The organism is Enterobacter cloacae complex sp. 2022EL-00981, assembly GCF_028737495.1.
GTDB lineage: Bacteria > Pseudomonadota > Gammaproteobacteria > Enterobacterales > Enterobacteriaceae > Enterobacter > Enterobacter cloacae.
On record NZ_JAQZRK010000001.1, the window covers coordinates 48284 to 66435 of the forward strand.

Consider the following 18152-nt stretch of genomic DNA (forward strand, 5'->3'; position numbering starts at 1 on the left):
ATGAAAGAGGTAAAGGCGTTTACCTCTCGTAAACCGTAAGGAGGACCAGGGTGGCTGACTTGTTAACCGCACCGCCTGTACTGCCCGGACACTATGCTTTCTTTTTCGATCTCGACGGCACGCTCGCCGGGATAAAACCGCACCCCGACCAGGTGGTTATCCCGGAGGCGGTATTACAGGATTTGCATCAGCTCTCGCAAATGAATGAGGGAGCACTGGCATTGATATCAGGGCGCTCAATGGCCGAGCTGGATTTGCTCGCCAGTCCTTACCACTTTCCGCTGGCCGGTGTACACGGAGCGGAGCGCCGCGACATCCATGATCACACGCACATCGTTTCACTCCCCGATGCATTAATCGAAAAGCTGCAGGCGCAGCTCGCTGCTGCACTGGCTGAACTGCCGGGCACGGAACTGGAAGCCAAAGGGATGGCCTTTGCCTTGCACTATCGCCAGGCACCGCAGCATGAAGAGGCCGTGCTTGCGCTCGCCGCCAGGGTCGCGCAGGCGCATCCTGAGCTGGCGCTGCAGCCGGGTAAATGCGTCGTGGAGCTTAAACCGAAAGGGATCAATAAAGGGGCTGCGATCGCCGCGTTTATGGCAACGCCGCCTTTCCGGGGCCGGACGCCCGTTTTTCTTGGGGATGACCTGACCGATGAGGCCGGGTTTCGTGTAGTGAATCAGGCCGGAGGGATCTCCGTGAAGGTTGGGCCTGGTGACACTGAAGCCGAATGGCGTCTGGCAAATGTGGCCAGCGTCTGGCAGTGGATATCTGACATCGCTAACCAGCAACAACAACAAATAGCGCAAAACAAAGGGGGAAACCATTATGGGTCGCTTAGTCGTCGTCTCTAACCGTATCGCACCGCCTGACGATAAAAAAGCCAGTGCAGGTGGGCTGGCGGTGGGGGTATTAGGTGCCTTAAAAGCTGCTGGCGGGCTGTGGTTTGGCTGGAGTGGTGACATTAGTGAGGAAGAAAAACCACTTAAAAAGGTGACGCGCGGCAACATCACCTGGGCGTCATTCGCCCTGAAAGAGAAAGATTATGACGAGTACTACTCCCAGTTCTCGAATGCCGTGCTGTGGCCCGCGTTCCACTACCGTCTGGACCTGGTCAAATTCCAGCGAGAATCGTTTGAAGGCTACAGCCGCGTCAATGCGCTGCTGGCGGATAAACTGCTGCCTTTAATCGAGGAAGACGATATTTTATGGATCCACGATTATCATCTGCTTCCCTTCGCCCGTGAGCTGCGAAAACGCGGAGTCAACAACCGCATCGGCTTCTTCCTCCATATTCCGTTCCCGACACCGGAAATTTTTACCGCGCTGCCGCCGCATGAAGAGCTGCTGGAAGCGCTGTGTGATTACGATTTGCTGGGCTTCCAGACTGAGAATGACCGCATTGCGTTCCTGGATTCGGTATCGGGCAAAACACGCCTGATGACGAAAGGGGGTAAAACGCATACGGCCTGGGGTAAAACGTTCCACACCGAAGTCTATCCGATTGGGATAGAGCCGGATGAGATTGCTGAGCAGGCGTCTGGTCCGTTGCCGCCGAAGCTGGCACAGCTTAAAAACGAGCTGAAACACGTGAAGAATATCTTCTCGGTGGAGCGTCTCGACTACTCCAAAGGGCTGCCGGAGCGCTTCCTGGCGTATGAAACGCTGCTGGATAAATATCCGCAGCACCACGGTAAAATCCGCTATACGCAGATTGCACCTACGTCACGTGGGGAAGTGCAGGCCTATCAGGATATTCGTCATCAACTGGAGACGGAAGCAGGGCGCATCAACGGCCGCTACGGTCAGCTGGGCTGGACGCCGCTGTTTTATCTGAACCAACACTTTGACCGTAAGATCCTGATGAAGGTGTTCCGCTATGCTGACGTCGGCCTCGTAACACCGCTGCGCGACGGGATGAACCTGGTGGCAAAGGAGTATGTGGCGGCACAAGATCCGGCCGATCCGGGGGTGCTGGTGCTTTCTCAGTTTGCGGGAGCCGCGAACGAACTCACTTCAGCGCTCATCGTGAACCCTTACGACCGGGATGATGTGGCGAACGCGCTCAACCGTGCTCTGACGATGCCGCTGACGGAGCGTATTTCCCGTCATGCGGAAATGATGGATACGATCCGCGAGAACGATATTAATCACTGGCAGGCACGTTTTATTCGCGATTTGCGTAATATTGAGCCGCAAAGCCATGAAGGCGCTCTGCAAAAAAAGATCGCGACTTTCCCTAAACTGGCGTGATATTCCTCTGGGGGTTTAACGACCCCCAAGAGGCACCAACAGCACATCAACCAGGCTTGAGGCGACTATCGATTTCGCCGCACAGGCCGCCCGTGAAATAAAGCTTTGGTTATGATTACCGCATATCACTAAATCAATTTTCTCTTTGCGACATACGTCGAGAATATGCGCATTCAGTTCACCTGTCGCAATGACGGTCCGATAAATGGGATATTGCGCTTTCTCCACCAGCTCCTGCAGAAATTGCTGCGTTTCTTCCTGTAATACCTCACGAATATCTTCCAGCATGGGGGCTGCCAGTTGATTGTACATCTCGGGTTCGGCCGCAAGGGTAATTAAGCTGATGCGCGCATTATGCGGGCGGGCGATGGACACCGCCCGGGCAACGAGTTGGTGACTTTCCGGTGAAACTGCAACAGAAACAAGAAGATGGGAGTAACTCATCACGCACTCCTTAGCTGTCTGAAAAACCGCGTCTGTGTCAGCATTACCGCGAAATCAGCACTTCTGCAAGAGGTGAATACGACATTAGTGTGAAGCTTCTCATAATTATTCATTAATTATTCTTATAAGAAGAATAACGGCAAACCGCGTGCAAATGAAAAAAATTAACAACTTAACGTAAATCACACATTTTGATGCGCGTGATGTTAAATCGTTTTAAAGCGTTATATACGCAATGTGAATGATCACGCTTTGAAACAAATTTTTCACCCCTCAAGCATAACTGTATGTTTTTCATAGGTAATGAAAATGTGGCCCTGAGATGTATAGCGTGTGAATTGTTGCGGTAGTCGCTATTGCTCAAAAAAGCAATCGCCATGCGCCTTCTGTTCGCACTTCTGCATGAGTATTCGTCCATAAAGAATATAAAATGGTCTTGATTGGTTAAAAAATGAACAAATTACAAGTCTCACTGATGGATTTATGGATGATATTCACTTAAATTATGTGACATGGATCACATTTTTTTTAAATTTGAGGATGGCTGCATTGTATGTGTCAAAACTGACGAGTAGAGTTTGCGTCGAATTAGGAAAAATCTTAGTTATTTGTAAGAAATGATAAAACATGTAAGAAGCGCATCCGCGCTTCGTTGGTGCACGTTTTGCAGAATACAAACCTAAATTCAACTATGCATTTAGCCTTTTTTTTAAATACCGGGTGTTTTCCCGGCGACATCACGGGGTGCGGTCTTTCCGCATAAAAATAATAGTTGGTTATTCGGGATGGGAAAAATGCATACATCCGAGTTGCTAAAACATATCTATGACATCAACCTGTCATATTTACTGCTCGCGCAGCGATTGATTAGTCAGGACAAAGCGTCCGCGATGTTTCGTTTAGGTATTAACGAAGAGATGGCAACCATGCTGGGCGGGTTAACCCTGCCGCAAATGGTTAAACTGGCTGAAACGAATCAACTGGTTTGCCAGTTCCGCTTCGATAATCCTCAGACTATCACGCGGCTGACACAGGAATCTCGTGTGGACGATCTGCAACAGATCCATACCGGTATTCTTCTCTCCACCCGCTTGCTCAACGAAATCAGCCAGCCTGATGACGCAGCCCGTAAAAAAAGAGCGTAGAAATGAGCGAGAAAAGCATTGTTCAGGAAGCGCGTGACATACAGTTGGCCATGGAGCTGATTACACTGGGTGCTCGTTTACAAATGCTGGAAAGCGAAACTCAGTTGAGCCGTGGTCGTCTCATCAAACTGTACAAAGAGTTACGTGGTAGTCCCCCACCGAAAGGAATGTTGCCGTTTTCAACGGACTGGTTTATGACCTGGGAGCAGAACATTCACGCCTCCATGTTCTGTAATGCCTGGCAGTACCTTCTCAAAACCGGTTTGTGTAGCGGCGTCGATGCCGTGATCAAAGCGTATAAACTTTACCTTGAACAATGCCCACAGCAGGAAGAGGGTCCCCTGCTGGCGCTGACCCGCGCATGGACGCTGGTGCGTTTTGTTGAGAGCGGAATGCTTGAATTGTCGCGCTGCAACTGCTGCGATGGCAATTTCATTACCCATGCTCATCAGCCTGCAGGCAGCTTCGCCTGTAGTTTATGTCAGCCTCCATCCCGTGCAGTAAAAAGACGTAAACTTTCCCGGGATGCTGCCGATATTATTCCACAACTGCTGGATGAACAGATCGAACAAGCTGTTTAACCCGAACGTGTGGGAAAGATTCCAGCAGCGGTAAGCCATTACCGCTGCTTTTTTTTATCCTGGATTCGGTAAACGCTGCGAGCTGAACGTCCTTGCCATAGTCACTAGCGGAAGGATGATGTCGTGCTTATCTTATTAGGTTACCTGGTAGTTCTCGGTACAGTTTTCGGCGGTTACATGATGACCGGCGGGCACCTTGGAGCACTCTATCAACCGGCTGAACTTATTATCATCGGCGGCGCAGGGGTAGGGGCTTTTATCGTTGGCAACAACGGGAAATCGATCAAGGGGACGCTGAAAGCTATTCCATTGCTGTTCCGTCGCTCGAAATACACCAAAAGCATGTATATGGATCTGCTGGCTCTGCTCTATCGCCTGATGGCGAAGTCGCGCCAGCAGGGGATGTTCTCGCTGGAACGGGATATCGAAAACCCGAAAGAGAGCGAGATTTTTGCCAGCTACCCGCGCATCCTTGCCGATGCCATGATGCTGGATTTCATTGTCGATTACCTGCGCCTGATCATCAGCGGCAATATGAATACCTTCGAAATTGAAGCGCTGATGGACGAAGAGATCGAAACCCACGAGAGCGAATCCGAAGTGCCGGCCAACAGCCTGGCGCTGGTGGGGGACTCATTGCCGGCCTTCGGTATCGTGGCGGCGGTCATGGGGGTTGTTCATGCGCTGGCCTCGGCGGATCGCCCGGCGGCAGAGCTGGGGGCGCTGATTGCCCACGCCATGGTGGGAACCTTCCTCGGTATTTTGCTGGCGTATGGTTTTATCTCTCCGCTGGCCAGCGTTCTGCGTCAGAAGAGCGCGGAAACCACCAAAATGATGCAGTGCGTGAAGATTACGCTGCTCTCTAACCTCAACGGTTATGCGCCACCGATCGCGGTTGAGTTTGGCCGTAAAACGCTTTACTCCAGCGAGCGTCCGTCGTTTATCGAGCTTGAAGAACACGTGCGTGCGGTGAAAAACCCAAACCAACAGACGACAACTGAGGACGCATGAAAAACCAGTCCCATCCGATCGTCATCGTAAAAAAGCGCAAGCATAAGGGGCATGGGCACGGTGCGCATGGCTCCTGGAAAATTGCCTACGCCGATTTTATGACCGCAATGATGGCCTTCTTTCTGGTGATGTGGTTGATCTCGATCTCCAGCCCGAAAGAGCTGATTCAGATTGCGGAATACTTCCGTACGCCACTGGCGACTGCGGTCTCCGGTGGGCCGCGTATCTCTAACAGTGACAGCCCGATCCCCGGCGGCGGCGATGATTACACCCAGAAGCAGGGTGAGGTGAAAAAAGAGCCGAACATCGATGAGCTGAAGAGAAAGATGGAGCAGGCGCGTCTGAAAAAGTTGCGCGGCGATCTCGATCAGCTGATTGAAGCGGACCCGAAACTGCGCGCGCTGCGACCGCATCTGAAGATCGATCTGGTGCAGGAAGGGCTACGTATCCAGATTATTGATAGCCAGAACCGCCCGATGTTCAAAACCGGTAGCGCCGAGGTTGAACCCTATATGCGCGATATTTTGCGCGCCATTGCGCCGGTGCTGAACGGTATTCCAAACCGCATTAGCCTGTCAGGCCACACGGATGATTTCCCGTACGCCACGGGCGAGAAGGGATACAGCAACTGGGAGCTTTCTGCCGATCGTGCCAACGCCTCGCGTCGCGAGCTGGTGGCGGGTGGGCTTGATGATGGCAAGGTACTGCGCGTGGTCGGCATGGCAGCAACCATGCGTGTCTCTGACCGCGGGCCGGATGACGCCATCAACCGTCGTATCAGTCTTTTAGTGCTGAACCAGCAGGCGGAGCAGGCCATCCTGCATGAAAACGCCGAAAGTCAGAATGAGTCACTGGACGATTTAAAACAGCCTGGGGCCGTTCCTTCGGCTGCCGTTCCAACATCGCCACCAGCCAATCCGAGGTGATAGCGTGAGCATGGATATTAGCGATTTTTACCAGACATTCTTTGATGAAGCCGACGAATTGTTGGCGGATATGGAGCAACATTTGCTGGATTTGGTGCCAGAAGCGCCAGACTCCGAGCAGCTCAATGCCATCTTCCGCGCTGCACACTCCATTAAAGGCGGAGCCGGAACATTTGGATTTACCATCCTGCAGGAAACCACCCATTTAATGGAAAACCTGCTTGATGAAGCACGACGCGGTGAGATGCAGCTCAATACCGACATTATCAACCTGTTTTTGGAAACCAAAGATATTATGCAGGAACAGCTCGACGCCTATAAAAGTTCGGCAGAGCCTGATGCCGCCAGCTTTGAATACATCTGCAATGCGCTGCGCCAGCTTGCGCTGGAAGCAAAAGGTGAGGTCGCCGCAGCCGTTGTTCCTGCAGCCAAACTGAGCGTTGTTGATACGCCAGCCGCTGAAGATGCAGCACCTGCCGCCGCTAAAGCGGGGAAACTGCGCGTTGTGCTGTCGCGCCTGAAAGAGAACGAAGTTAACCTGCTGGAAGAGGAGCTGGGTAACCTGGCGACATTAAGCAACGTGGTAAAAGGCAAAGACAGCCTTGCTGCGACGCTCGATGACGGTATCAGCCAGGACGACATCGTGGCAGTGCTGTGCTTTGTTATCGAAGCCGATCAAATCGCCTTTGAAACGGAAGCGGTTGCCGTTGACGCGCCTGCTGCAGTGGAGGAGGTTACCCCTGTGGCTCAGGCTGCTGCGCCCGCGGTCGCCCCTGCTGCCCCGGCGTTGAAAGCCGTTCCTAAAGAGGCTGCTGCCCCGGGCCGTGGTGAAAAACCGGCGGCGCGCTCCAGCGAATCGACCAGCATCCGCGTTGCCGTAGAGAAGGTTGACCAGCTGATCAACCTGGTCGGCGAGCTGGTGATCACCCAGTCAATGCTGGCCCAGCGTTCTAACGAACTGGACCCGGTCACGCACGGCGATCTGATTACCAGCATGGGGCAGTTACAGCGTAACGCCCGCGATCTGCAGGAATCGGTGATGTCCATCCGTATGATGCCGATGGAGTACGTCTTTAGCCGCTTCCCGCGTCTGGTGCGCGACCTGGCCGGTAAACTCAGTAAACAGATTGAACTGACGTTGATGGGCAGCTCCACCGAGCTGGATAAGAGCCTGATTGAACGCATTATCGATCCGTTAACGCACCTGGTGCGTAACAGCCTGGACCACGGTATCGAACTGCCGGAAAACCGTATTGCCGCCGGAAAATCCCCGGTCGGTAACCTGATCCTGTCTGCGGAGCACCAGGGCGGGAACATCTGTATTGAAGTGACCGATGACGGAGCGGGCCTTAACCGCGAGCGTATCCTGGCGAAGGCGATTTCGCAGGGGATGGCGGTCAGCGAAAACATGACCGATGAAGAAGTGGGCATGCTGATCTTCGCCCCGGGTTTCTCAACCGCCGAGCAGGTGACGGATGTCTCCGGACGCGGCGTGGGAATGGACGTGGTGAAGCGTAACATTCAGGAAATGGGCGGCCACGTCGAAATCCAGTCTAAGCAAGGTTCTGGTACTACCATTCGTATTCTGCTGCCGCTGACGCTGGCGATCCTCGACGGTATGTCGGTGAAAGTGGCGGACGAAGTCTTCATTCTGCCGCTGAACGCGGTAATGGAATCACTGCAGCCACGTGAAGAAGATCTGCACCCACTGGCAGGTGGCGAGCGCGTGCTCGAAGTGCGTGGGGAATACCTGCCGCTGGTGGAACTGTGGAAAGTCTTCGAAGTCGACGGGGCGAAAACAGAGGCCACGCAGGGTATCGTCGTGATCCTGCAAAGTGCGGGTCGCCGCTACGCGCTGCTGGTTGACCAGTTGATTGGTCAGCACCAGGTGGTGGTGAAGAACCTCGAAAGCAACTACCGCAAAGTGCCGGGTATTTCTGCCGCCACCATTCTGGGTGATGGTAGCGTGGCGCTGATCGTCGACGTGTCGGCGCTTCAGGGATTAAATCGTGAACAACGTGTGGCGTACACAGCCGCCTGATTAAGTAAAGGGTAAGAACATGACCGGTATGAGTAATGTAACGAAACTGGCGGGCGAGCCATCAGGACAGGAGTTCCTGGTATTCACTTTAGGCGATGAGGAGTACGGCATCGATATCCTGAAAGTGCAGGAAATTCGTGGTTACGATCAGGTTACCCGCATCGCGAACACGCCAGCGTTTATTAAAGGCGTCACCAACCTGCGTGGGGTGATTGTGCCTATCGTTGACCTGCGCGTGAAGTTCAGCCAGGGCGATGTGGAGTATAACGATAACACCGTGGTGATTGTCCTCAATCTGGGGCAGCGCGTGGTCGGTATCGTGGTGGATGGCGTGTCTGACGTGCTTTCACTGACGTCTGACCAAATCCGTCCGGCGCCGGAGTTTGCGGTCACGCTGTCTACCGAGTACCTGACGGGGCTGGGTGCGCTGGGTGAGCGTATGTTGATTCTGGTGAACATCGAGAAGCTGTTGAACAGCGAAGAGATGGCGTTGCTGGATATCGCGGCGAACCATGTAGCGTAGGTAAATGCAAAACGGCAATCCAGGTTGCCGTTTTTTGTGTTTGCTCCCTCTCCCGGTGGGTTGAGGGATCCCCATAAAATAATGTCTGCACGGAGGACCCCCTCTCCCTTGAGGGAGAGGGTTGGGGTGAGGGGGAACATATGGCTGTAGAGGTAATTCCGTTCACTTTATGTTCCTTGCTACTCTGTAACGGCATGACTTGTGAACGTGCCAGGGCGGCTCAATCGCCACCGCCCTGGCGACCCGGGCTCCCGGCGGTAAATCGCCGCTTCGCGGTGCCCTCGGCTTATTCCTTCCGGCTTATCGGGGACGGGCGGATGTAACGTCCCTGTAAAGCCGCCCTCTCGGCGCATCCATGCGCCTCGCCCCGGCCTGCAGGAAACGCCTCAGCGATTTACAGCCGGACCAGGGCGTCGTTGTAAGTCATTCATTTTCCTGAAGCAACATTCATCGCTTTCGGTAAAAAATTACTGGGGATTCCTCAGCCCGGTGGGTTGAGGGGTGGGGTGAGGGCATCAGGCCACACCCCTTTTGTACTCTTACACTTCCTGCTCTACCAGCTCCGCTTCAGCTTCCCGCGCCCCTTCATTCTGCGACAGCATCGCGGTTGCAATCCCGTTACCCAGCACGTTAATGGCGGAACGCCCCATATCCAGGAAGTGGTCGATCCCCATCAGCAGCAGAATACCCGCCACCGGAATATTAAAGCTTGGGATGGTCGCCGCCAGTACCACCAGCGAAGAGCGTGGTACGCCCGCAATGCCTTTTGATGCCAGCATCAGCGTCAGCATCAGAACGGTGACCTCAGAGAAACTCAAATGAATATTGTACGCCTGAGCGATAAACATTGAGGCAAAAGAGCAGTAGACCATCGAACCGACCAGGTTAAAGGAATACCCAATTGGCAGGACGAAAGAGGCGATGCTGCGCGAGCAGCCAAATCGCTCCAGTTGCTCAAGGGTTTTCGGATACGCTGCCTCGGAGCTGCTGGTGGTAAAGGCGACCAGCACCGGATCTTTCAGCATGCTGAGCAGGCGGAACACCTCTTTTTTCAGCACCATGTAACCCACTGCCAGCAACACCATGCAGGTGAGCAGGATCGCCACATAGTAGCCGCCAATAAAGGAGGCATAGTTCAGCAGAATGCCGAGACCCTGGGTGGCAATCACCGACGAGATCGCAGCGAAAATCGCCAGCGGGGCAACATACATGACGTAGCCCGTGACCTTCAGCATGATATGGGATACCACATCCAGCGCCGCGACCAGCGGGGCGTTGAATTTCTGGCCCAGCGACGCGCCGCCGATGCCAAAGAACATGGAGAACACCACAATTTGCAGAATTTCATTGTTCGCCATCGCCCCGGCAATGCTGGTCGGAATGGTATGTGAGAGGAACGCTTTCAGGGTCATGCCGCCGACGGCCAGCCCGGTATCCACTGCTTCAGTGGGGATCGTCAGGTTCAGACCGCTGCCTGGATGCTCCAGAGTGACAATAAACAGCCCCACCAGAATAGAAAGCACCGATGAGCTGATAAACCATACCATCGCTTTACCGCCTACGCGGCCAATAGTCGAGGTTTCGCCCATTTTCATAATGCCGACCGTCAGCGTGCTGAAGACCAACGGTGCAATCACCATTTTGATCAGTCGCAGAAAAATATCGGTGAGAAGCGTAATGTTATCCGACCAGGTTTTGATGGCATCCGCAGATGCGTTTTCATGAATGGCCGCCCCTGAAAGAATACCCGCCAGCATGAATATCACGATGAAGAGCGTAAGTTTGTTTGCACTTGCCACGAAAAAGACCCCTATGCGCTGTAGATGTCGCCCGCGCCGATATATATGGATTTTTTATTACTGCGCGGGAAATTATTCGGCACATAAATTGAAGTAAAGCGGGGGGAGATACAACTCCTTTTTAAATTTTATTAATTTTGTTGCTAATGCCGCGACGATATATTGTGATGCTTATCACACTTTAATGGGATATATCCTCAGGCAACATTCGGTAAATTCCGTTTATAAATCAATAACCCAATGTTTCTTAAATCATTTCTCTGTCAATCGGACAAGGGGGTGACTGACATGGCCGCCAGTGGTCGAAGCGATAACCATAAACTAAATTCTCAATAACCCCCTCGGAGGAACATTAAGCGGGGCTAACATCTTGAACGTTAAAACTAAATTGTTGTACGTGAACGGAGACGTCTTCTGGAGGGTGGTAAATGAAAAGAAAACGCCTTTTGACCTGCGCTGGCATTCTGTTAACCGCGACAACCGCCCATCAGGCGCTGGCGGTCACCAGTAGTGGCACTATCGGCGCGACGCTGACATTGACAAACGGGTGTCTGATTAATGGATCGCCCACCCAAAACGGCATTAACTTCGGGACACTGGATTTCGGGACCCATCCTGCAACCTTTTCCACCCTGACGACGCAGTTGACCGGTGCCAGCGGCGGAAACACCTTCACGATTCAATGTACAACCGCCAGCTACACGGTGGCGATAACCGGGAATACCAACTCCACTGCGCCGGGCACCGTCGTTGGCACGACGGGGACACCCGCCCGCTATCTGATCAACACCACCAACACGGCGCAGGGTGTGGCATACAGCCTGTATAGCGACAGCGGATTTAATAACGTTGTGGCGAATAACGCGGCATTGCCGATCGCGTCCACGGCCGGTGGGGTGGACAGTTACACCCTCTACGGGCGTATTACCGGCGGCGGAAACAGCGTTACGGTGGTACCGGGGACCTACACCGACACCATAAATGTCAGCGTAACCTATTAGCCCACTTAGCCCATGAAGACCGCTTTTTCAGGTCTGCGCCACTGCGCAGAGGGGATCGTGCATCTTTTTTTTACGCTGATCCTCGGGCTGGCGCTGGTGCCGGTCGCTATGGCCGTCACGTCGCAGTCCTTTAAGGTCAGCGCGACCATTGTGCCGGGATGCGCGGTGAGCACCGGCAGTGGGGGGCTGTTGGGCACGCTGAACTTCGGTACCCATACCGGCGTGGAGAGTGCTCCGGTGAGCACCAGCTTCGTACCAAACGGGGCACTCTCGATCGCCTGTACGCCAGGCGTGGCGCTGAGTATGAGTATTAACGGCGGGCAGAATTACGCCTCCGTGCGGCGAATGACGCGCAACGGCGGGAACGACGTGGTGGGATACCGGCTTTACAGCAGCAGTTCACTTGCGGCGAACAGCGAAATAGGGGTCAACCAGGCGATTCCGGTGACCTATACCAACAGCAATAACATCGCGCTGCCGCTGTTTGGTGTGGCGCTATTGACCGGATTCAGCCCGGCAGGAACCTATTCTGATCAACTTTCCGTGACCTTGTCATGGTGATAAAGGGAGAGCGTCGATGACGGCATATTTCAGGCGCATATGTCTGGGAAGTTTGCTGGGGGTGATGGCCGTGGCGGCAGGCCAGGTGCAGGCCGCCGCCACCATTCTGTTATGGCCTATCGATCCGTGGCTGGCGGCTGATGCCAAAGCCACGGAGCTGTGGATCCAGAATCAAGGAAACAGCCCAACCACCATGCAGGTACGCATTGTGCGCTGGAAGCAGGAGGGCGGGTTCGAACGTTACAGTGCCCAGCAGGATGTGGTGGCCAGCCCGCCAATTGTCACCATCGCAGCGGGCAGCAAGCAGCTTATTCGTCTTATCAAACAGGGGACGGTTCCGGTGGGGGTCGAGCAGGCCTACCGCATTATTGTCGATGAAATTCCTCAGCCGGACAACAAAGCCGAACCGGCTATTGGTCTCAAACTGCAGATGCGTTATTCCATTCCCCTTTTTGTCTATGGGCAGGGGATCCCGACAAGCAAAGAGGGGGCACACCATGCGTTTGTGGATACGCACAACCTCAGCTGGCGGGTAAAAAATGAGGGCGGACAGCCTCACCTGGAGGTTAACAACCGGGGCGATGTACACGTCAGGCTCAGTCAGGTTTCGCTGGTGCAGGGCGGGCAGAAACGTCCTGTTGCTGAGGGATTGCTGGGCTACGTGCTGGCGGGCAGTACCCGCAGCTGGGCCATCCCGGCCGGAATTCGGCAGCCAGACCAGATGCGCGCGCAGATTAACGCCAGGGATGAACAATGGCAGTCGACGCCCGTCAACTGAAACCGGCGATGATGATCCTGCTTTGCGTCACGACCAGCGCCTGGGCAGAACCCGGCGATGACAGTTTACCGCCGCCTCCCGAGGCCCGGGCGGTGAACGATGAGGCGGTTTTTCAGCTTGGCCTCATAGTGAACCACTACGATACCGGTCTGGTGGTGCCCGTGACGCAGCGTAAAGGCGCTTACTTTATCTCGAGCGCCGATTTGCTGCGTGCCGGGCTGCCGCCGGAGCATGTGCCGACCGGCGAGGTGGATCTCTCATCGCTTGCTCAGGTTCGCGTGGAGTACGACAGCGCCGCACAGCGTCTGCTGCTCACCGTGCCCCGCGAATGGGTGGCCTCCCGGGTGACCTCCTTTGGCGGGCAAACCGCGCAAAGCAAACCTCACTTTGGGCGCGGGGCGCTGCTGAATTACGATCTTTATACTAACCACACGGAACACGTGGGCGGCCAGGCTTCTCTGTGGCATGAGTTCCGCTACTTCAATGAACGCGGTTCGCTCTCTTCTACCGGTTATGTGCGGAAAAATTTCGCTGGCGATGACGGCCAGCAGGCCGGATATGTGCGCTATGACACCACCCTGCTGGTCACCAACGAAGAGGACGCCACCACCTGGACGGCCGGGGATGTGATCAGCGATGCCCTGAGCTGAAGCTCCAGCGTGCGAATGGGTGGGATAAGCTACGGGCGTGACTTCTCCCTGCGCCCGGATCTGGTGACCTGGCCGCTGCCGGAATTCTCCGGGGAAGCAGCGGTTCCCACCTCGGTCGATCTCTTTATTAATGGCTATCGGTCTGGCTCTACGCAGCTTCAGCCGGGCCCCTTTACCCTGACGAATCTGCCCTATATTAACGGGGCCGGAGACGCGGTGCTGATCACCACCGATGCGCTGGGACGGCAGGTGAGCACTACGCTGCCGTTCTATGTCACCAGCGAACTGCTTAAACGCGGCTTGAGCGATGGGGCGGTGACGCTGGGAAGCCTGCGGCGCAACTACGGGATCGACAATTTTGATTATGGTCCGGCGGCGGGCAGCGGTTCGTATCGCTACGGGGTAACGGACTGGCTGACTCTTGAAGCTCACGCGGAAGGGGCGGAGTCGCTGGCGCTGGGCGGTGCCGGGACGGTGGTGAAGCTCGGGCACTTTGGCGTTGTGAATACCGCGTATACCCAAAGCCGGATGCGCGGCGATGAGGGCGGGCAGATCGCCTGGGGCTATCAGTACAGCACCAGCGATTTTAGCCTTGCCACTCAACATACGCGACGCGATCGCGGTTTTGGCAACCTGGCCCTCTATGACCAGCCGACGATCTATGACGAAAACGACCGGCCTGTCGCCAGCTTCAGCCGCAATACCGATCAATATTCCCTGACTTTTAATCTTGGGCAGTACGGCAATATCGGGGCCGCCTGGATCGGTGTGGAGAGTTTTGACAGCCAGAAAACAGAACTGCTTAACCTCTCATGGAGCCGCAACCTGTGGGGCGCGAGCAGTCTTTACCTCGCCGCAAGCCGTGATCAGCAGCGGGGCGACTGGACGGTTGCACTCTCGTTACAGGTCCCCTTTGGGGAACGGGACAGCGCCGCCGTCACCTTCGAAAACACGCCGGAGGCAGGCAGCACGCAGCGTATCAACTACAACCACTCCATGCCTTCCGATGGCGGTTTGAGCTGGAACATGGCATGGGCGCATCAGTCGCGGGCGAATAATTATCAGCAGGGAACGTTGGGCTGGCGTAATAACAATATCGAACTGCAGGGCGGGGCCTACGGGGAAAAGGACATGATGACCTGGTGGAGCGAGGCGCTGGGCTCAATTGTGCTGATGGACGGGGAACTGTTCGCGGCGAATAAAATCAACGACGCCTTTGTGGTGATCAGCACCGATGGTCAACCGGATGTACCCGTCAGCTACGAGAATCAGCCGGTCGGCAAAACGAATCGCAACGGCTATCTGCTGGTGAGCGGCGTGTCGGCCTATTACCCGGCCAGTTACCGCATTGACACCCTCAATCTCCCTGCCGATACGCGTCTGAAAGAGACCGAACGCCGGATTGCGATCCGCCGCCACAGCGGTTATCTGGTGGACTTCCCGATGGAGCAGGAGCGGGTGGCAAGTGTCATTCTGCATGATGCCGAGGGACAGGCCATTCCGGTGGGCAGCCAGGTCAGACGTGCCTCACGCAGCAACGCGGTGGTGGGTTATGACGGGATCGCCTGGCTGGAAAATCTCAGCGACGTCAATTTGCTGGAGGTTATTACCCCGACGGGGAAACGGTGCCAGGCGACGCTGACCGTTGGCGCGAACCCGGAACACAGGCTGCAAACCTACGGGCCGCTGGTATGTCGGGAGGCACGGTGACGCGTTATCTGCTGGTGATTTTGCTGCTCTTCTCCGGTGCCAGCGGCGCGGCCTGCACCGTCAGTACGGTGAATGCGTCGTTTGGCAGCGTGACCTCGTTCGCGCTGAGCGGAACCGGGGAAGTGGAAACCACCGGCACGCTGGTGGTGGCCTGCGATACGGTCCTCAACCTGCTTACCAACGACTCGGTGGCGCTGACTTACACCTCGGCATCGATATTCGCCAACAGTCGCGCCACCCTGAAGCGCACGGACAATGCGGCTATTACCGATGTGATACCCACGCGCCTGTGCGCTGCCTCCGGCTGTGGCGGTAGCAGCGAAGTGCAGATCGGTAATGCCTATACCTGGAGCGGGAACACGCTGCTCGGGCTGCTGGGGTCGAAGCGCTACAACATTCCGCTCTATTTCCGTACGGTGCCGGGACAGAACGTCTCGGCCGGGCCGTATCAGGTGCTGCTGACATTCAGCATTAATTACAACGTCTGTGCCGTTGGCGCTGCCGGACTTTGCCTGACGCCGCAAACCGGCACGGCCACCACCACGATCCTTCTCAACATGACCGTCACCAACGACTGCAGCACCATGACCACGCCGGACGTGAATTTCAACAGCGCGCCGCTGGTACAAAGTTTTCCCACCGTCTCGCAGGCCATCGCCGTCACCTGCACCAAAGGCAGTACCTATACCATAGGGATTAACAATGGTGCCAATGCGCTGAACAACGTTCGTCGCATGGTGAGCGGCAGTAACTACATGAGTTACGACATCTATAAAGAAGCCACCACCAACCGCTGGGGCAGCAGCGGCACCGAACGCTGGACCAGTGCGACGTCGTCCCAGGTCAGTACCGACGGATTACTGCGTACCTACAATTACACCGCCAAAGTCCTGACCGGGCAGGTCACACCCCCCGCCGGAACCTATACCGATACGCTGATTGTTGACGTGGCGTTCTAACCCCCGCGCTTTTCCCTTTCGCAAATGTAAAGTTCCTGTGGCCTGTGCCGATAACACCGTTAATAAATCTATGAGAAGGTGTTGTATGTTGAACCGTATCCGCGTTGTCACAATGCTCATGATGGTGCTGGTCATTTTCGCACTACTTCAGCTTATCTCCGGTGGGCTTTTTTTCTCGTCGTTAAAACAGAATCAGGACAGTTTCGCCGCCTCAAACGACCTGCGCCTGCAGCAGAGTGAACTCACCTCAACGTGGGATCTGATGCTGCAAACGCGTATCAACCTGAGCCGCTCCTCCGCCCGCATGATGATGGATCCCAATAACCAGCAGAGCAGCGCGAAAACCGATCTGCTGAAAAATGCCCGCGCAACCCTTGCGGATGCCGCAAAGCACTACGACGCCTTTAAGAAGATCGCCCCGCAGCCTGCCATGGAGCAGGTGAGCCAGAATATCGACGAAAAATATAACGCCTACTATGCCGGTCTGACGGAGCTTATCCAGTTCCTGGAGAGCGGCAACATGGACGCCTATTTCGCCCAGCCGACACAAGGAATGCAAAACGCGCTCGGCGCGGCGCTGAGTGAATACGCCAAAGCCAGCGCAGATCTCTACCACTCGGCCTTTACGGAAAGCCAGAATGATTACCGCTTTGCCAAATGGCAGATGGCGGTAATGGCGCTGGCGCTGGCCATTGTGCTGATCGCGGTATGGTACGGCATTCGCCATAGCCTGCTGAACCCACTGGGTCGCGTCATTGCCCATATCCGCGAGATTGCGAGCGGCGATTTGACCAAAACGCTCACCGTCTCCGGGCGTAACGAAATCACCGAACTGGCTAACAGCGTAGACCATATGCAGCGTTCGCTTATCGATACCGTTGCCAACGTGCGTAGCGGCACGGATGCCATCTATACCGGCACCAGCGAAATTGCGATGGGCAATAACGATCTCTCTTCCCGTACCGAACAACAGGCCTCCGCGCTGGAAGAGACCGCGGCCAGCATGGAACAGCTCACCGCCACCGTGAAGCAGAACGCGGATAACGCGCGTCAGGCTTCTCAGCTGGCAGAAAGCGCGTCCGAAACGGCGCAGCGTGGTGGTCGGGTGGTGGATGGTGTGGTGAAAACCATGCATGAAATTGCCGACAGCTCGAAGAAAATCGCTGACATCATCAGCGTGATCGACGGCATTGCCTTCCAGACCAATATCCTGGCGCTGAACGCCGCCGTTGAGGCCGCGCGTGCGGGTGAACAGGGGCGCGGGTTTGCGGTGGTGGCCGGTGAAGTGCGTAATCTCGCCAGCCGCAGCGCTAACGCGGCGAAAGAGATTAAAGCCCTGATTGAAGACTCGGTTTCCCGCGTCGATACCGGCTCCGTGCTGGTGGAAAGCGCAGGGGAGACCATGAATGACATCGTGAATGCCGTTACCCGCGTAACGGACATCATGGGTGAAATCGCCTCTGCCTCTGATGAGCAGAGTCGTGGTATCGACCAGGTTGCCCTGGCGGTATCGGAAATGGATCGCGTGACACAGCAAAACGCCGCTCTGGTGCAGGAGTCCGCCGCGGCGGCCGCTGCGCTGGAAGACCAGGCGAGCCGTCTGAAGATGGCCGTCTCGGCGTTTCGTCTCGCTTCACTCGCTGGAAATACGGTCACCCCGCAAGCCACGTATCGTGCGCCCGCCGCTGAGCCGGCGGCCACGCGTACCCGCGCCGCGACGACCGGACATGATGAAAACTGGGAAACATTTTGACTGACATTTAAACCGCG

At 55.4% G+C, this 18152-nt stretch carries 15 protein-coding genes and 1 pseudogene; 14 read left to right on the top strand and 2 right to left on the bottom strand.

Annotation, left to right across the window (positions count from 1 at the left end; genetic code table 11):
* Nucleotides 1-50 precede the first annotated feature (50 nt).
* Together otsB and otsA are read left to right on the top strand one after the other, a co-directional pair.
* A complete protein-coding gene (gene otsB / locus PUZ33_RS00280) occupies nt 51-854 on the top strand; it encodes a trehalose-phosphatase (RefSeq protein WP_029882592.1) in 804 nt (267 codons plus the stop codon).
* The gene (gene otsA / locus PUZ33_RS00285; RefSeq protein WP_058680208.1) at nt 829-2253 is read left to right on the top strand and encodes an alpha,alpha-trehalose-phosphate synthase; all 1425 of its coding nucleotides are present in this window, start codon (nt 829-831) and stop codon (nt 2251-2253) included. Before otsB ends, otsA begins: the two co-directional genes overlap by 26 nt.
* 15 nt (nt 2254-2268) lie before the next feature.
* Here otsA and uspC read toward each other — a convergent pair whose 3' ends face one another.
* Nucleotides 2269-2697, bottom strand: a complete 429-nt coding sequence (uspC, locus tag PUZ33_RS00290; RefSeq protein WP_058680207.1) for a universal stress protein UspC — start codon at nt 2695-2697, stop codon at nt 2269-2271.
* Nucleotides 2698-3491: 794 nt separating this feature from the next.
* Between uspC and flhD the strand changes: the two genes are divergently transcribed.
* From flhD to cheW, 6 genes are all read left to right on the top strand, one after another.
* A complete protein-coding gene (flhD, locus tag PUZ33_RS00295) occupies nt 3492-3842 on the top strand; it encodes a flagellar transcriptional regulator FlhD (protein ID WP_013096050.1) in 351 nt (116 codons plus the stop codon).
* 2 nt (nt 3843-3844) lie between these two features.
* Nucleotides 3845-4423, top strand: coding sequence for a flagellar transcriptional regulator FlhC (flhC, locus tag PUZ33_RS00300; RefSeq protein WP_013096051.1), 579 nt, complete (start codon nt 3845-3847; stop codon nt 4421-4423).
* 123 nt (nt 4424-4546) lie between these two features.
* Nucleotides 4547-5434 (top strand): flagellar motor stator protein MotA, encoded by an 888-nt coding sequence (motA, locus tag PUZ33_RS00305; protein WP_008500417.1) that lies wholly within the window; start codon nt 4547-4549, stop codon nt 5432-5434.
* Nucleotides 5431-6360 carry a flagellar motor protein MotB gene (gene motB / locus PUZ33_RS00310; RefSeq protein WP_013096052.1) on the top strand — a complete coding sequence of 310 codons (930 nt, stop codon included), beginning with the start codon at nt 5431-5433 and terminating at the stop codon, nt 6358-6360. The genes motA and motB overlap by 4 nt, the downstream gene beginning before the upstream one ends.
* A 4-nt stretch (nt 6361-6364) precedes the next feature.
* Nucleotides 6365-8401, top strand: a complete 2037-nt coding sequence (gene cheA, locus PUZ33_RS00315; RefSeq protein ID WP_058680206.1) for a chemotaxis protein CheA — start codon at nt 6365-6367, stop codon at nt 8399-8401.
* 19 nt (nt 8402-8420) lie between these two features.
* Nucleotides 8421-8924, top strand: a complete 504-nt coding sequence (gene cheW / locus PUZ33_RS00320; RefSeq protein ID WP_013096054.1) for a chemotaxis protein CheW — start codon at nt 8421-8423, stop codon at nt 8922-8924.
* 539 nt (nt 8925-9463) lie between these two features.
* Here cheW and PUZ33_RS00325 read toward each other — a convergent pair.
* Complete coding sequence (locus tag PUZ33_RS00325) at nt 9464-10723, bottom strand: dicarboxylate/amino acid:cation symporter (RefSeq protein WP_274205288.1); 1260 nt, start codon at nt 10721-10723, stop codon at nt 9464-9466.
* Between the two features lie 428 nt (nt 10724-11151).
* Between PUZ33_RS00325 and PUZ33_RS00330 the strand changes: the two genes are divergently transcribed.
* The 6 genes and pseudogenes from PUZ33_RS00330 (at nt 11152) to tar (ending at nt 18135) form a co-directional block, all read left to right on the top strand.
* On the top strand, nt 11152-11724 hold the full coding sequence (locus PUZ33_RS00330; protein ID WP_013096056.1) for a spore coat protein U domain-containing protein: 573 nt from the start codon (nt 11152-11154) through the stop codon (nt 11722-11724).
* 12 nt (nt 11725-11736) lie between these two features.
* A complete protein-coding gene (locus tag PUZ33_RS00335) occupies nt 11737-12285 on the top strand; it encodes a Csu type fimbrial protein (protein ID WP_058680205.1) in 549 nt (182 codons plus the stop codon).
* A 16-nt stretch (nt 12286-12301) separates the two neighbouring features.
* The gene (locus PUZ33_RS00340) at nt 12302-13063 is read left to right on the top strand and encodes a fimbrial biogenesis chaperone (RefSeq protein ID WP_038419938.1); all 762 of its coding nucleotides are present in this window, start codon (nt 12302-12304) and stop codon (nt 13061-13063) included.
* A pseudogene (locus tag PUZ33_RS00345) lies at nt 13039-15423 on the top strand (fimbria/pilus outer membrane usher protein). Before PUZ33_RS00340 ends, PUZ33_RS00345 begins: the two are co-directional and overlap by 25 nt.
* Nucleotides 15420-16382 (top strand): Csu type fimbrial protein, encoded by a 963-nt coding sequence (locus tag PUZ33_RS00350; protein ID WP_045903425.1) that lies wholly within the window; start codon nt 15420-15422, stop codon nt 16380-16382. Before PUZ33_RS00345 ends, PUZ33_RS00350 begins: the two are co-directional and overlap by 4 nt.
* Before the next feature lie 85 nt (nt 16383-16467).
* A complete protein-coding gene (gene tar, locus PUZ33_RS00355; protein WP_013096061.1) occupies nt 16468-18135 on the top strand; it encodes a methyl-accepting chemotaxis protein II in 1668 nt (555 codons plus the stop codon).
* The last annotated feature ends 17 nt before the right edge of the window (nt 18136-18152 follow it).